Here is a 14,645-nt window from a genome sequence, read left to right on the forward strand (position 1 = left end):
GGATAGAAATGTTAAAGTTCAAGAATTGTTTGTTAGTTGTCTTAGCTGGAATGTTGAGTATACCTGCGTGGTCTCAACTGAGTGATGTTGAACAATACAATCCTAACTCTATTGACCCAATAGCCCGATACGAGCATCTTTTTAAAAGAAGAGTGTGGAGAAATATTGATTTAAAAGAAAAACAAAATAAAGGCTTCTTTGCGCGAGGTGGAGAGATCACGTTGTTTCTTTTAAATGCAGTTAAGTCTGGCGAGTTGACAGAGATTTATGTCAATGACTCACTTAAAACTCCTATGTCAAAGGACGAGTTCTTGAATAGTCTTGTTTATCAGGAAGGTGAAACATTCCCTCCTTATGAAAGTGGTGCGGAATATTATAGTGGAGATAGAGTTTCTTACCAAGGAAAAGTTTACGGAGCTATATTCGATACTTATGAACCGCCTTCAAACTTGGATGATTGGGAAGTAATTCCTGGTGCTGGTAAGGCAATCAACTTCCTTCCTCGACAGATAAGCAAGATGAGAATTATGGAAGATGTAATTTTTGACAAGAGAAGGTCTAGATTATATCATCAAATACAGTCAATCCAATTATTTATTCCGGCTTCAGAGACATTAGACGGTGTAGAAAAACCTTTGGGAGTGTTTAAGTATAAGGAGTTGTATACACTATTTAAAGATCACCCTGAAAGTGCAATTTGGATAAACAGATATAACAGCGCAGAGAATAAAAACTTTGCCGATGCTTTTACATTAAGATTATTTAGAGCGTCTCTGTTCAAATTTGAGAATCCAGATGACGATCCTATTGTTGATATGTACAAGAATAGAAAAGAAGCAGTTATGGCTTCAGAATGGTGGGAGATGCAGTTGATGGAGAAGGAACATAACCTTTGGGAATACTAGAAAGAGAAAACAAAATGAGAGGAGAGCAATTGCTCTCCTTTTTTATTTGAAATGGGTTAGAATTAGCTTTGCTTTTGCTGTACCAATTAATTGAGTTATCTCTTCCTTTGAGGCTTCCTTTATTTTCTTTATCGACTTGAATTGTTTGATTAGTTTATCTGCTGTTTCTGAGCCAATCCCTTTTATTTCTGTTAATTCACTCGCCAAGCTACCTTTACTTCTTTTAAGACGATGAAATGTAATGGCAAATCTATGAGCCTCATCTCTTAAATGTTGAAGAAGTCTTAACGTTATTGATTTTTTAGATATATGTACTGGGTACTTGTCTTCAGGGAAATAGATTTCTTCGAGCTTCTTTGCAATACCAATGACAGGTATTTCTCCGTATATACCTAAATCTACCAGAGCCTTCTTAACCATTGATAATTGTCCTTTACCTCCATCAATTACAATTAGGTCTGGATATGATAATCCTTCTTCTTTTAATTTTTTGTACCGCCTTGTTACCACTTCATACATCGAAGCAAAGTCATCTGGTCCTACAACTGTTTTAATATTATAATGCCTGTAATCTTTTTTCGAAGGCTTTCCTTTTTTGAAGCACACCATTGAAGCTACTGGATTCGTTCCTTGTATGTTGCTATTGTCAAAACACTCGATATGTTTTGGTAATGTCTTTAGTGATAAGTCTGTCTTTAGTTGCTCTAGAACTATGATTGATTTATCATGAATAGGTTTCTTTAAAAGCTTGTTCTTTTTATACTCAAAAGCATTTCTTAAAGAAAGATCTATAAGCTTTTTCTTATCACCGATTTGGGGAATTATAGATTGCGTCTCTCCTAGGTTATATTCGAGATTGCTTAAAATTTCTAACCTGTTTATGGAGGAGTCTTTTATGGCATCATAGGATATTGTTTCAAGAATATCTTCTGGTTTTTCATCCAGTATTTTCTTCACTTCAAAGGTCTTTGTAGTGGTGATCGCTCCATTTTCTACGAACATATAATTCACAAAAGCATACTTATCATCTTCGGTTATAGTAAATACTGCAAGGTTGGATAGCTTCGGGTTTACAACAGTAGATTTTGACTGAAATTTTAGCAGGTGATCTAGCTTAGTTTTAAATTTCTCGGCCTCTTCATATCTAAGTTGATCAGCTGCTTTTTGCATGGACGTTTTGAAGTGATCTTTTACTTCAATAAGAGATCCTTTAAGAATTTTCCTGACTGATTGAATATCATGATTGTAGTCACTTTCAGATTGCAAACCTTCACATGGACCAAGGCAATTACCAATGTGATACTCGAGACATACTTTGAATTTTTTCTGTTCTATATTCTTCTTGCTAAGATGCAGCTTACATGTTCTGATGGTATATAATTTTCTGATAAGATCCAGAACAGTATTCATTGCCACTACACTTGAATAAGGTCCAAAATACTCACCTTTATCTTTATTTAGTTTACGGGTTGTGATGATACGCGGGAACCGTTCTTTTGTAATACAGATGTAAGGGAACGTTTTATCATCCTTTAAAAGAATGTTGTACTTAGGCTGGTTTTGCTTTATTAGATTATTTTCCAACAAAAGAGCATCCACTTCATTATTAACAATAGTGAAGTCGAATTTGACAATTTCTGAAACTAATTTTCTAGTTTTTCTATTATGTCCCTGAAGTTTGTTGAAATAGGAATAAACCCTCTTTTTTAAGTCTTTAGCTTTACCTACATAGATTAATTGACTCTCTTTATTGTAAAATTTGTAGACGCCTGGTTCATGCGGAATAACATCTTTACGTTCAATAGAATAACCTGCTGATTGCATGTTATTGAATACTATTTGGATCCCAAGGTTCTTCCTCTAATACTATACTATCAGACTTATTAGTGGCATATTTGCTGCAGTCCAACGTCACATCAATACCTCCAGGAGGCTGTTGGAACCTTCCTTTTTCATATCCTAATTCTTCAGATTCATATACCTGTCGCATGAACTTATCCCAAATTGGTCTGGCGGTTTTACTGCCTTGTCCTAAATACCAACTCCTAAAATGGATGCTGCGCTCATCGCCACCTACCCAAACGCCTGTTACAAGGTCTTTGGTAACCCCCATATACCAACCGTCAGAAGCATTATTTGTTGTTCCAGTTTTACCGCCAATTTCATTATCTATTTTAAGCTCCATACTTAGCCCTTGCGAAGTGCCACCTCTTTCTTCAACTCCACCTCGTAGCATGTAGAGCATTTTATAAGCATTTTGTTGGCTAATAGCTTGTCTTGTCTTTGGCACAAAGTTCTCTATAACGTTACCATTTTTGTCTTCAATACGGGTTATGTAATATGGTTCAGTATGTATTCCCATATTAGCAAATGTGCTGTAAGCACCAACCAACTCGAATACGGAGACATCATTTACACCTAAACATAATGAAGGTACAGCCTCAAGTTCACTTTCAATACCCACCCTATGAGCAAAGTCGACAACATTTCTTGGCTGAATTTCTTTCATTAAATAGGCAGTAATAGTATTTACTGATCTGGCCATGCCTTGTCTGATCGTCATTTTCTCACCACTTCCATAGGTTCCATCAGCGTTAGGTGGTGACCATGTTGGCGGATCACCCACTACTTGAAAAGTAACCATGGCGTCAGTAACTTCATAACAAGGGGGATAGCCATTTTCTATTGCAGCTCCATAAACAAAAGGTTTAAAAGTTGAACCTGGTTGTCGTTTACCTTGTCTTACGTGATCATACTTAAAATATTTATGATTGATTCCACCCACCCAGGTTTTAATATGACCTGTGTGCGGGTCCATAGACATCATTCCTGCATGAAGGAAATGCTTATAGTATTTCACAGAATCTAAAGGTGATAAAGTGGTATCTATTTCACCATCCCAGGAGAAGACCGTCATTGGTTTTGGTGTATTCATTATAATGTTAATGGAATCATTGCCTTTTCCATATTTGGCAACCAGTTGATTATAATGTGGAGTCTGTTTAAATCTGCTCTCAAGAAAATTAGGAATTTCTCTGCCATCTAAATCTCTCCAGGGATTTTTACCTTTCCAGTGCTCATTAAATACTTTTTGCAACTCAGTCATGTGGCTTTTAACAGCTTCTTCTGCCATTCGCTGCATTCTGCTATCTATTGTTGTATAGATTTTTAAACCATCTTCATATAGATCGTAGCCATGATTTCTCGCCCACAATGTAAGTTCATATTTAATCATCGACCTAAAATAGGTGGCCAACCCGGTATTGTGATTTGCCACATCATAAGAAGTTAAATCTATAGGAGATTGCAAAAGAGAATCGAATTCAGTCTTCGTGAGATGGCCGTGCCTGTATATTTTACCTAATACTTGATTTCGCTTTTTAAAAGATCTATCGTAGTTGTAAACAGGGCTAAAGGCGGTTGTGCCTTGTAAAAGACCAATTAAAACAGCAGATTCCTGATAATTCAACTCTGAGGGACTTTTTGCAAAGAACGTTTCTGACGCAGTTTTTATTCCATAGGCGTTACTTCCAAATGACACAGTATTCAAATACATGGCCATGATCTCCTTTTTTGTAAAGTTTTTTTCTAACCGTGCCGCGATGATCCACTCTTTGGTTTTGATAACCACCTGCCTCAGACCAGGCACTTTATATAAGTGACCTTCATTTTCGGTCATGGTCTTAAACAGGTTTTCTGCTAACTGCATTGTGATGGTACTTCCACCTCCCGCATATTGGAAGGTTAAAACACCAGTTACCGCTCTTAATAAACCTTTCAAATCGATACCTGAATGTTCGTTGTATCTGTGATCTTCTGATGCGAGCAACGTATTAACTAAGTCCTCTGAAAGTTCATCATAAGTAACCTGACTTCTGTTAAATCGATAGTATCTACCTAAAGAAACTCCATCAGAAGATATTAATTCGGAGGATAAATCATTTTCCGGGTTTTCTAGTGATTTTAAACTTGGCATTCCACCATATAGCCCACCTAAATCTATGCTTACCGTATAGATATACGTAGGGAGCCCTACCAAAAGTAGAAAAACCACAATCCACATTATTCTTATGGCCCACTTTACCTTTTTACTTGGTGTCTTTATCTTCTCAATTAGTTCCATTCAGGTAGTTCTTTGTAAAAAATGATAGATATGTATCTATCTCCTTACTTTGATAGAATATGTTAAAGTTATCTTTAGTAATCACAAATTTATAAAACTTTGAATCACGTATAGGTTCCTTAATTGGATCTTGTTTTAAAAAGCTGTTATAGTAGCTCAAGGCTTCCTGTTTATCCTCGAAATCTGATACTAATATTAGTGCATACTCATCGTTCAAGATTAAATTACTCGTTTTCAACCCATCAAATTGGCTGGATGTATTAAATGAGTTAATTGCGTTAGTGATAGGATCGGATAAGTTTGATTTTATCTCATAAGCCAGAACAAAATAGTGCCACTGCTCAAGATATTGAACATATTGTGTACCCAATCTTTTTCTTTTCTTTTCCTGAAAACTTCTCGATGATTCAAGCAGTTTTTCTGCATAAGGTTTCAATTCGCTATCAGGATAATTTGTAATGAATTCTCCCAATTCGTATTGGTACAATGTTATATCTTCCGTTTTTCCTATTAAAAGAACCTTTAACAATTGAAGATTGGCTGTAAATAAGGCTTCATCGTATTTATTGAGTGCCTGATCTATAATGTACCTTGAAGTATCGATTTTATCCTGTTGATAATATTTGTATGCTATTTCGTAAACCTTTTTAAGTTTTTCATTAGCAACTGTACTTTCTTCGGTATAATTCGGATTTTCTATGAGTTTGGCATAAATGCTATTTGGAAACTTAGATAGAATGTTTGCCTTATATGTTTCATTTCTTGGATCATCAAATGATTTATAAATAAGATAAAGTTGATACCAGGCCTCAGCCAAATATTCTGTTTTAGGAAATCTATTTGTTAATGTTTCAAATGCACCAGCAGCATTTAAATCTTCCTCTAACTGAAACTTATAAATATTGCCAAGTTTATAGTAAGCATTTTCAATCTTTGACAATGATTCTGCTCGTGCTTCCTCAGAAAATGGAATGGCAGCATACATTTGATCGAACTTGTTAGCTGAACTCACTCGCTCTATTGAATCTGTATTAACCACCACATCTTGTGGCCTAACAACATCACTAAGGTTCGTTTCATTATAACTCTGTGCGCTAGATTTATTACTTCTTCGCCAATTGTCTTCAAGGGGTCTGTTACCCCATATTCTAATGAATTCCGCCTGGCCCTGAGCTACAGCTGAAGGGTTGCCAAAATACCAGGCTGTTGAACTTATGCCAGAGTTTTGATTAAAATTGTTAAACTGCCTGGTGCGTCTTTGCTCACGTTTGAGCCGTTCTTCTTCAGCTTGTTTTTTGGCCTTTTCCTCTTCAATAATGGTATTCAATTTTGCAGATAATGTCGCAGTATCTAATTCGGATAACATCAGAAGGCTATCCTGCAACTCTATAGTATTTAATTGCTTTACAAATTCATTTAAAATATCTTTTCTCTCTTTAATTTTTTCTATGTTCTCATAATCTGGTGGCAGAGATTGAACAGCGCTATCGTAATAAGCCTGAGCGAGTTCATAATTTCTGATACTATCATAGTAAACTTCACCTAAACGCAGAAAAGACTGCCCCTTTTGTCTAGGGTTTGATATGCTGTTTTCAACTGAAGATTTATAGTATTCAATAGCCTTATCTAAATTATTCTGCTTGAATTCAAACTGCGCCATTTCATAATAAATCTTGTCTTTATACTCTTTGTTTTTGGAGTCTTTTAACAACGTATTCAAAAGTTTGCGGGCAGCTTTTACATCACTTGATTTACCCAATTGAGTCACCTGAGCCATATTTAACCTACAGTAAAAGTCAAGTTCGTATTCAGGGTTACTAGCAAGACACTTTTTATAATAATTGAAAGCCTCAGCATCAAATCCAAGTTTTTGGTAGATCTGGCCTATGATGAAATAGATTCTACCTTTGCCGTCTTTCTTTTTGAGCATTGGAGCAGCCTTCACTAAATTTTCAACCATCTTATCATAATTCTCAACTACCTGATAATGGTGTGCTTTGTTGATATGCAGTAATTTCTGGTTTTTCTTGTTAAGTGTTTCTTTTTTAATGTAGTCCTCAACAGCTACAGCGTTTTCGAATTCCTTAGAGTCTACAAAAACCCTTAATAATCGAGCGAGGGCTTCATGTCTTGCATCATCGTCTTCACTTTTAGTATTAACGAATTTGTATGTTTCAATGGCGTTCACATACTCCAGGCTATAATGTCGGGCTCGACCTATGTAAATGTAGCTGTCATCTACCCATTTACTGTTCTTATGTCGCTGAATAGCGATAGAAGCTTTTTTTATGCAGTCATCAATCTGTTCCTGATAGGTGTTGGCTAAGGCCGTATCTATTTTAGGATAAATTTTAAGAACATTATTATAGTCGTTGTCATAGTTATCCTTTAAGATGGCTTCTACCTCTTTAATCCTTTTTTTTGCGTAGTAATATGCATTATACCGGGCGGTGGTATTATGGTAAGTTTTGCTTAAAATATTCTTTCTTTCAGCAGAACAAGAGAAAAGAAAGATGATTAAGCAGAGGTAAAAGAAGTAAGCAAAGGGAGATTTGGCCAGCAAATTTTATAATGGTTTTATTCTATGTGTAATGAAACGCAAAATTCAGGATAATTAATACATTAATAGTTTATAATATCTATTTTTGCCGTCCTTCAAATTTAAAGAAATAATCGATTTGAGAGCGAGAAAGACACTTTCAAGCTGGCTGGTGAACAGATACTTACTCATTATTAGAAATGAGGAGAATTTTGCAGAGAAAACTACTTTTAGTTTTACCTATGCGAAGGTAATTCTATTAATAGTTACCATTTTCATTTTGTTAATGGCATTATGTCTTTTTTTAGTGAATACCTTATTAGCACAGTGGTTTGATCCTCGACACGCTCAGATGGAAGCCAATAAGAAGCTTTATGAGCTAAATGTTAAAGTAGATTCTTTGGCACAAGAGGTAGAAGAAAAAGACAAATTCATACTCAATTTTCAGCGTGTGCTTAGCGGAGATACTACTGGAGCATTTGATAATTATGAAACCAATATTGAGGAGGAAAATGAGCCGCTTACGTCAGCTGTAGATGTAGCCAAACTTTCTCCAGTAGATTCTCAGTTCAGACAGGAGTTTGAGCAAACAGATTTATCCTTATTGAATTTCACCAATGCGCCTTCAAATGAACTACAAGAGATATTTTTCTTCCCGCCCATTAGTGTTGGCGGGTTTATCTCTAAAGGTTATAAGGTAAGGGAAGGTCATTTTGGGGTAGATATTGTTGCAAAAAAGAACGAACCTATAAAATGTGTAGCCGATGGCACCGTTATAATGGCATCATGGACTCAGGATTCTGGCTATGTAATAGCTGTGCAGCATAGAGGCAACCTCATCTCCGTTTACAAGCATAATGCCGAATTATTGAAAAAAGTTGGTAATTTTGTAAATGCAGGTGAAATAATCTCTATTATTGGTAACACAGGAGAGTTAACTGACGGGCCACATTTGCATTTTGAGCTATGGTATAATGGCAATTCAGTAAACCCTGAAGAATTTATAACTTTTTAAACTCAATAAGATGTTTGCTTCAAAAGAAGATCATAAGGTAGCAGAAGAAATTAGTAACTCGAGCAATATTATTGGTAAGGGTACTGTTCTTGAAGGAGATATTGAAACCTTTGGTAATATCAGAATAGAAGGTAAAATTATTGGCAATGTTAAAACCAAGTCAAAAATTGCCCTAGGCCAGTCTTCCCACGTTGAAGGAAACATTTTAGCCCAAAATGCTGAAGTTGCAGGTGAGGTTAAAGGCAAAATCGAAGTAACAGATATTTTGATTTTAAAACCTACAGCAGTGATCCATGGAGATATTATTACCAACAAAATTATTGTGGAATCTGGAGCAACATTCAACGGTGGTTGTAAAATGGGCACCATGAATAAAGAAATTAAAATCGGAGATCATGGGCAAAACCCCGCCCTCAAACCCCAGGGAGCCAAAGCAGTATAATTCATTTCTAAAGTATACCGGATTAGCCATACAAATGGGTGTGGTTATATATTTAGGTAATCTTTTAGGTGTGTACTTAGATGAGAAGTATGAGAACGTGAATGGACTCTACGAAAAGCTAGTAACCCTTGTAACTGTATTTTTGTCGATAATTATGGTAATTAGACAAGTAATAGGAGATAGTCGTGATTAAGCGCTTACTTAGTTTTAATATTATCTCAGCCATACTGGGCATACTGGTTTTTGTAATTCATGGATATGTTTTAAGTAATCTTGATACTGTACTTTCATATTCATTAGCGGGGGCTTATGTTTTTTTTCAACTTTACTTTACCCTCTTCAGTGTAGTTATTGAAATTGTAAACAGAATCAGTAGCTCTAATGTGGGTTACTTTTATCTCTTTACTTTCTTAATAAAATTGCTCGTATTTGGCCTTAAATATCAAGACATACTATTAGCGCCAGAGGCTCCTGCATTATCAGGTCGTATATCCCTACTAATTCCAATGCTTATATATGTAGCATTTGAAGCATTTTATGCCATTAAACTGGTGCTGCCGATTGACAAGCAGCAGCCATCTGATTTGTCCGAATAAAAACTCAAAAAGAAGTGGGTTTTTAGAAAATCTGTTTAATTTTGCGGCTGAATTTGGATAGGATATGTTAAGAACTTCTTTTTCGATTGCTTTACTAACAATTTTGACCGTTTTCACTGCAAATCTTGCCTTCGCTTCAGAAGGTGAAGAATCTCATAGCGAAGGCGGGAAGGTGAATACACCAGAAGAGATTAATGAATATATTGATCATCACTTAAAAGATTCACACGATTTCACATTGTTTTCTTACGGAACTGACCCAAGAAAACATGTTGGTTTCCCATTGCCGGTGATATTGATTGATGAAGGAGTACACTTCTTTATGTCATCTAAATTCCACCATGGCGAGTCTGTGGCTGAATCTAACGGAAAGTACTACGCACTTTATCATAGTAAAGTGTATAGAACTAATGAAGAGGGTGAAATCAATTTAGACGAAGAAGGGCACCCAACGAATGTAAAACCATTAGACCTTTCAATTTCGAAAAACGTAGTAGGTATGCTATTGGCCGGCCTTCTTTTAATTTGGGGATTTAGGTCTCTAGCTAATAGCTATAAAAAAGGCCCGATACCGACAGGTGTTGGTAGAGTATTGGAGCCATTGGTAATTTACGTGCGTGATGAAATAGCTAAACCAAATATTGGTGAGAAAAGATATAGAGATTTTTCAGGGTTTCTATTAACGGTTTTCTTCTATATCTGGTTGTTAAACCTGATGGGAATGACTCCACTAGGATTTAACGTAACAGGTAACATTGCGGTAACTGTTTGCTTAGCTTTGTTTACTTTTTTCATTGTTCAATTTAATGGTAATAGAAGCTATTGGGTTCATATTTTCTGGATGCCGGGCGTGCCTGTTATTATGAAAATTATTTTAATGCCGGTGGAAGTGCTGGGTATGTTAACTAAGCCATTTTCACTTTTGATACGTCTTTTTGCTAACATGACAGCAGGTCACTTTGTGGTGATGAGTCTGATAGCATTGACGATAACCTTGAAAGCCCAATTTGGCGTTGTGGCTGCTACAGGGATGTCATTCGTATTGGCATTTTTTATAAGCATGATTGAATTGCTAGTAGCTTTTCTTCAAGCCTATATTTTTACGATGTTATCAGCGCTATTCATAGGAATGGCTGTAGCTGATGATCATCATTAATTTGGAACTTTTGTTTAATTAATATAAATCAAATTTTATGTACAATTTAATTGGAGCAGGTTTAATCGTTATCGGAGCTGGTCTTGGATTAGGCCAAATCGGTGGTAAGGCAATGGAAGGTATTTCTAGACAGCCAGAAGCTACAGGTAAAATTCAAACTGCGATGATCATTATTGCGGCATTATTAGAAGGATTAGCCTTCGCTGCGTTGATCTTAGGTAAATAATCCTGCGAGATGTTGTTCAAGGCGATAGGCCTTGAACAGCATTTCTTATTAAACAAAAAACTAAACAAATGGAGCAATTAATAAACGACTTCTCACCGGGCTTGTTCATCATGCAAACGGTGATATTCTTAATTCTACTTTTCATTTTGGTAAAAGTAGCATGGAAGCCTATTTTAAATTCAATCAGAGTTAGAGAAGACTCTATTAAAGATGCATTAGAAGCAGCAGAGAAAGCGAAAGAAGAGATGGCTAAGCTTCAGTCTGATAATCAAAAATTATTAGATGAAGCCAGAAAAGAAAGAGATGGTATTCTTAAAGATGCGAGAGACATTGCTGCTAACCTTAAAGAAGAAGCTAAAACTGAAGCAAATAAAGAAGCTCAGAAAATGATTGAAGATGCTAAGAATGCTATCAATACTGAGAAGCAAGCTGCTTTAGCTGAGGTAAAATCTCAAGTTGCTCAGTTATCGTTAGAGATTACTGAGAAACTTCTTAGAAAAAATCTTTCTAATGATAAGGCTCAGAAAGATTTGATTAAAGAATTTGTAAAAGACGTAAAACTAAACTAAGCGCATGTCTGATATTAGAGTTGCTTCCAGGTATGCCAAATCACTACTAGAACTTGCTGCAGAGCAGAATGTTCTAGACGCTGTTCACAATGACATGGTGAGTCTCGTGAAAGTGTGTGAAGAAAGCAGAGATTTCTATCTGATGCTTAAAAACCCAGTGATTAAGCATGACAAGAAGCGCGCTATTTTACATAAAGTATTCACAAAGGCTAACAAAATAACATTAGCCATTTTCGATATTATTACCAGAAAGAATAGAGAATCTATTTTATTTGAAATAGCTAAACAGTTTGATATTCAATACAATGTTCACATGAGCATAGAGAGAGCTTCTGTAACCACTGCAGTTCCTCTTGATAAAGAATTGAAAAAACAGCTGGAAGATGTTGTTAGAAAAATTTCTAAGCTTGATAAAGTTGATCTTATCGAGAAAGTAGACGAAGAGATCATCGGTGGGTTTATCCTTAAAGTTGGAGACAGACAAATTGATGATTCATTAAGAACGAAATTGAAGGCTTTGGACTTGAAGTTCAGCCAAAACCCATACATAAAAGAATTTTAATTTAAGATAAAAACACAATGGCAGACGTAAGACCAGACGAAGTTTCAGCAATATTAAGAGAGCAACTCTCAGGTGCGAAAACAGAAGCCGAATTAGAGGAAATTGGTACCGTACTAGAAGTAGGTGACGGTGTAGCCAGAATCTACGGTTTATCTAAAGCGCAATCAGGAGAGCTTTTAGAGTTTGAAAACGGACTAAAAGCACTAGTACTTAACCTTGAAGAAGATAACGTAGGTGCGGTACTTTTGGGAGAGTCTAAAGGTATTAAAGAAGGCGACACTGTTAAAAGAACAGGAAGAATCGCTTCGATTAATGTAGGTGAAGGAATGGTAGGAAGAGTAGTAGATACTCTTGGTAACCCTATCGATGGTAAAGGACCAATCGAAGGTGAAACTTTCGAGATGCCATTAGAAAGAAAAGCTCCTGGAGTTATCTATCGTCAGCCGGTAAACGAGCCACTTCAAACGGGTATCAAAGCGATTGACTCGATGATTCCAATTGGAAGAGGACAAAGAGAGTTAATCATTGGTGACCGTCAGACAGGTAAAACTGCTGTGGCAATTGATACCATCATTAACCAAAAGGAATTTTATGAACGTGGCGAGCCTGTTTTCTGTATTTATGTAGCAGTTGCTCAAAAGGCATCAACTGTTGCTAACGTGGTAGCTTCATTAGAAAAAGCTGGTGCAATGAAATATACAGTTGTTGTTGCAGCTTCTGCTTCTGATCCTGCTCCAATGCAGTTCTTTGCTCCATTTACAGGTGCTGCTATTGGCGAGTTTTTCAGAGATACTGGAAGGCCAGCTCTTGTAATTTATGATGATTTATCTAAACAAGCTGTTGCTTACCGTGAGGTTTCTCTTTTATTAAGAAGACCTCCGGGACGTGAGGCTTATCCTGGTGATGTATTCTATCTTCACTCAAGATTATTAGAGAGAGCTGCGAAAATCACTGCTTCTCAAGAAATTGCTGAGCAGATGAACGATTTGCCAGAATCATTGAAAGGTAAGGTAAAAGGTGGCGGTTCACTAACTGCACTTCCAATCATTGAAACTCAAGCAGGTGACGTTTCAGCTTATATTCCAACCAACGTAATTTCTATTACTGATGGTCAGATATTCTTGGAAACTAACTTGTTTAACTCTGGTATCAGACCAGCTATTAACGTTGGTATTTCTGTATCACGTGTGGGAGGTTCTGCACAGATTAAATCAATGAAAAAAGTAGCTGGTACGTTGAAACTAGATCAGGCGCAGTTTAGGGAACTTGAAGCGTTTGCTAAATTTGGTTCTGACCTTGATGCCGCTACTAAGTTAACGATTGAAAGAGGTAGAAGAAACCTTGAAATATTAAAGCAGGCTCAGTACTCACCAGTTTCTGTTGAGGAGCAAGTTGCAATTATCTATGTATCTACTAAAGGTATGATGGATAATGTGCCTGTTGAAAAGGTGAAAGAATTTGAAAAGAACTTCTTAGATACTTTAAGAACTAAGCACAAAGATGCTTTAGATTTATTAAAGGCAGGAAAATTAGAAGATAGCGCAACGGATGTTTTAGCTTCTGTAGCTGCAGATCTTTCTAAGCAATATAGCAATTAATTTTAGCCTAAAATTCAATATTGAATGGCGAACTTAAAAGAAGTAAAAGGTAGAATACAGTCTGTAACTTCAACACAGCAGATAACTAAAGCCATGAAAATGGTGGCTGCTGCTAAGTTGAGAAGAGCACAGGACAACGTTACTCAAATGCGACCTTATGCTGCCAAATTAGCTGGGTTGCTTCAAAACTTATCCTCGCAAGGTAATAGTGATGAGGGTAACAATTTTACACAAGTACGACCAGAAGAAAAGATTCTTTTGATGGTTGTTTCCTCTGATAAAGGACTGTGCGGTGCTTTTAATAGTAACATATTCAAAGCTACTAACAGACGCATTGAGGAGAATTATAAGAGCCAGCATAGTAGAGGTAATGTTCATATTATGCCTATTGGTAAAAAAGCATTGGACTATTTCTCTAAAAGAGGTTTCCATGTAATTTCAGATTACTGGAACATGTTCTCTCCTACTTCTTTTGAATTGAGTTCAGAAGCAGCACAATTTGCCATGGATTCGTTTACGCAAGGCACATACGATAAAATTGAAATCATTTACAATGAGTTCAAGAATGTGGCTACTCAAATATTGAATACAGAGCAATTTTTACCAGTACTTCCTCCTGCTGAAGGCCAGAATGACTTTGAGGTTGATTACATTTATCAGCCAAGCAGAGAAGAGATTGTTACTGAGCTTATACCTAAGTCGTTAAAAATTCAGGTATATAAGGCGATACTAGACTCTAATGCTGCAGAGCATGGAGCTAGAATGACTGCCATGGATCAGGCAACCGATAATGCTGGTGAATTACTTAAAGAATTAAGATTAACTTATAATAGAACACGTCAAGCAGCCATTACCAAGGAAATCCTTGAGATTGTTGGTGGTGCTGAAGCCTTAGGCGGTTAATCATTAACTGA

General features: G+C 36.3%; 14 protein-coding genes. 11 read left to right on the forward strand and 3 right to left on the reverse strand.

The features are described from left to right. Positions 1 to 8: 8 nt before the first annotated feature. Positions 9 to 905 carry a type IX secretion system ring subunit PorN/GldN gene (gene porN, locus JR347_RS04490; RefSeq protein WP_205722856.1) on the forward strand — a complete coding sequence of 299 codons (897 nt, stop codon included), beginning with the start codon at positions 9 to 11 and terminating at the stop codon, positions 903 to 905. A 42-nt stretch (positions 906 to 947) separates the two neighbouring features. Here the strand turns inward: porN and uvrC are convergent, their stop codons facing one another. The 3 genes from uvrC to porW are packed head-to-tail and all read right to left on the reverse strand — an operon-like array spanning position 948 to position 7,591. Beyond that, positions 948 to 2,729 carry an excinuclease ABC subunit UvrC gene (gene uvrC / locus JR347_RS04495; protein ID WP_205722857.1) on the reverse strand — a complete coding sequence of 594 codons (1,782 nt, stop codon included), beginning with the start codon at positions 2,727 to 2,729 and terminating at the stop codon, positions 948 to 950. A 1-nt stretch (position 2,730) separates the two neighbouring features. Then, positions 2,731 to 5,028, reverse strand: coding sequence for a penicillin-binding protein 1A (locus JR347_RS04500; RefSeq protein ID WP_205722858.1), 2,298 nt, complete (start codon positions 5,026 to 5,028; stop codon positions 2,731 to 2,733). Next, positions 5,015 to 7,591: a type IX secretion system periplasmic lipoprotein PorW/SprE gene (porW, locus tag JR347_RS04505; RefSeq protein WP_205722859.1), complete on the reverse strand. Its 2,577-nt coding sequence runs from the start codon at positions 7,589 to 7,591 to the stop codon at positions 5,015 to 5,017. Before porW ends, JR347_RS04500 begins: the two co-directional genes overlap by 14 nt. Positions 7,592 to 7,706: 115 nt before the next feature. Here porW and JR347_RS04510 point away from each other — a divergent pair, with 115 nt between their 5' ends. The 10 genes from JR347_RS04510 (at position 7,707) to atpG (ending at position 14,634) form a co-directional block, all read left to right on the forward strand. Beyond that, positions 7,707 to 8,582, forward strand: a complete 876-nt coding sequence (locus JR347_RS04510; protein ID WP_235689755.1) for a M23 family metallopeptidase — start codon at positions 7,707 to 7,709, stop codon at positions 8,580 to 8,582. Between the two features lie 10 nt (positions 8,583 to 8,592). After that, entirely contained in the window at positions 8,593 to 9,024 is a 432-nt protein-coding gene (locus JR347_RS04515; protein ID WP_205722860.1) for a bactofilin family protein, read from the forward strand. Continuing rightward, complete coding sequence (locus JR347_RS04520) at positions 8,978 to 9,217, forward strand: AtpZ/AtpI family protein (protein WP_205722861.1); 240 nt, start codon at positions 8,978 to 8,980, stop codon at positions 9,215 to 9,217. The genes JR347_RS04515 and JR347_RS04520 overlap by 47 nt, the downstream gene beginning before the upstream one ends. Beyond that, a complete protein-coding gene (locus JR347_RS04525) occupies positions 9,210 to 9,620 on the forward strand; it encodes a DUF6168 family protein (RefSeq protein WP_205722862.1) in 411 nt (136 codons plus the stop codon). The genes JR347_RS04520 and JR347_RS04525 overlap by 8 nt, the downstream gene beginning before the upstream one ends. A 103-nt stretch (positions 9,621 to 9,723) precedes the next feature. Continuing rightward, entirely contained in the window at positions 9,724 to 10,776 is a 1,053-nt protein-coding gene (gene atpB / locus JR347_RS04530) for a F0F1 ATP synthase subunit A (protein WP_235689756.1), read from the forward strand. A 37-nt stretch (positions 10,777 to 10,813) separates the two neighbouring features. Next, positions 10,814 to 11,002 carry an ATP synthase F0 subunit C gene (gene atpE / locus JR347_RS04535; protein WP_155187116.1) on the forward strand — a complete coding sequence of 63 codons (189 nt, stop codon included), beginning with the start codon at positions 10,814 to 10,816 and terminating at the stop codon, positions 11,000 to 11,002. Between the two features lie 68 nt (positions 11,003 to 11,070). Then, positions 11,071 to 11,571 (forward strand): F0F1 ATP synthase subunit B, encoded by a 501-nt coding sequence (locus JR347_RS04540; protein WP_205722864.1) that lies wholly within the window; start codon positions 11,071 to 11,073, stop codon positions 11,569 to 11,571. 4 nt (positions 11,572 to 11,575) lie between these two features. Next, positions 11,576 to 12,133 carry an ATP synthase F1 subunit delta gene (gene atpH, locus JR347_RS04545; RefSeq protein ID WP_205722865.1) on the forward strand — a complete coding sequence of 186 codons (558 nt, stop codon included), beginning with the start codon at positions 11,576 to 11,578 and terminating at the stop codon, positions 12,131 to 12,133. A 17-nt stretch (positions 12,134 to 12,150) separates the two neighbouring features. After that, positions 12,151 to 13,731 (forward strand): F0F1 ATP synthase subunit alpha, encoded by a 1,581-nt coding sequence (gene atpA / locus JR347_RS04550; protein WP_205722866.1) that lies wholly within the window; start codon positions 12,151 to 12,153, stop codon positions 13,729 to 13,731. Between the two features lie 24 nt (positions 13,732 to 13,755). Beyond that, entirely contained in the window at positions 13,756 to 14,634 is an 879-nt protein-coding gene (gene atpG, locus JR347_RS04555; protein WP_205722867.1) for an ATP synthase F1 subunit gamma, read from the forward strand. Positions 14,635 to 14,645 lie beyond the last annotated feature (11 nt).

Origin of the sequence: Fulvivirga lutea, from assembly GCF_017068455.1 — a bacterium.
GTDB classification, from domain to species: Bacteria; Bacteroidota; Bacteroidia; order Cytophagales; family Cyclobacteriaceae; genus Fulvivirga; species Fulvivirga lutea.